Source organism: Kitasatospora sp. NPDC059795 (assembly GCF_042732175.1).
Classification (GTDB): domain Bacteria; phylum Actinomycetota; class Actinomycetes; order Streptomycetales; family Streptomycetaceae; genus Kitasatospora.
In genome coordinates, this window is record NZ_JBHWID010000067.1 from 1 (window position 1) to 1,014 (window position 1,014).

Annotated in this window: 2 protein-coding genes; both read right to left on the reverse strand. The window is 70.8% G+C overall.

Annotation, left to right across the window (positions count from 1 at the left end):
• Positions 1-367 (reverse strand): FAD-dependent oxidoreductase (locus ACFV4P_RS36015; protein WP_380477700.1); only part of this gene is annotated, 367 nt, incomplete at its 3' end.
• A gap of 290 nt (positions 368-657) precedes the next feature.
• A partial coding sequence (locus ACFV4P_RS36020; RefSeq protein WP_380477701.1) for a carboxymuconolactone decarboxylase family protein occupies positions 658-1,014 on the reverse strand: 357 nt, incomplete at its 5' end.

The window sequence follows — 1,014 nt, forward strand, 5'->3', positions numbered from 1 at the left end:
CGATCAGCCGGTCGTCGAGGTAGTCCTGGAAGATGCGGCGGGGGGCGGGGCCCTGCTCGGTGAACTTCCAGGAGGCCCAGCGCTGGGGCCAGTCCCGGCGGTCGGCCTCCTGGTTGGCCCAGTTGATGAAGTCGAGCACGTCTTCGCGGAACACCGACATCCGGCCGGCCTGGATGTTGAAGACGTGGTCCCAGGGATTGCCGTCACGGTGATACGCGACGCCCGCCGAGCGGTAGTCGGCACGCCGCTCCAGGAGGATGACTTCCAGGGGTCTTCTCGCGAAATGGAGCAGCCGTATCGCGGTGGCCGTGCCGGCCAGGCCCGCCCCCACGACCAGCACCCTGGGGCGCGCACCCGTCTTGCCCATGAAGCCTCCCCGCTGACTCAGGGGCGCCCCGTCGTGCGCTCCCCGTCGGTGTCTTCGCTGACTGGAAGTTCCCTGACTGGGCATCAACTCGGCTTATCCGTACAGGTATCGGGCCGGAACACGATGCCGGGACCGGGTCGTGCACGATCGTGGCGCCGACGATACCCGAAGGCACCGGACGGCGAAGCCCCTGTCGGTGAGCCGCCCCCCGAGCTGGAAAGGGGCGGGTCGCCGGCAGGGGCGGCCGCAGGGCCCGCCGGAGCCTGTCCGGGGCCGTGGGGGCGGGAGCGTCAGCTGTCGATGCCGGGAACGGCGGGGACGTCGATCTCGGTGCGGGCGTAGTGGTTGAAGTAGTTGGTGTAGAGGTTCACGGCCACGTGGACGAAGACCTCGGCGAGCTCGGTGTCCGTCCATCCCTGGGCCACGGCCGCGTCCCACGAGGCGTCCGACGCCTCGCCCACCTCGCCGGCGATCTCCCGGGCGACCTGGACCAGGGCTTCGAGCTTCGCGTCGTCCCCGGGCGTCCCCCGGCGTATCGCCACGGTCTCTTCCAGGGTGAAGCCCGCCACCTTCGCCGACACCGTGTGCGCCGCCTGGCAGTACGCGCATGCGTCGACCGCGCCCACGGCGAGGGCGATCGCCTCACG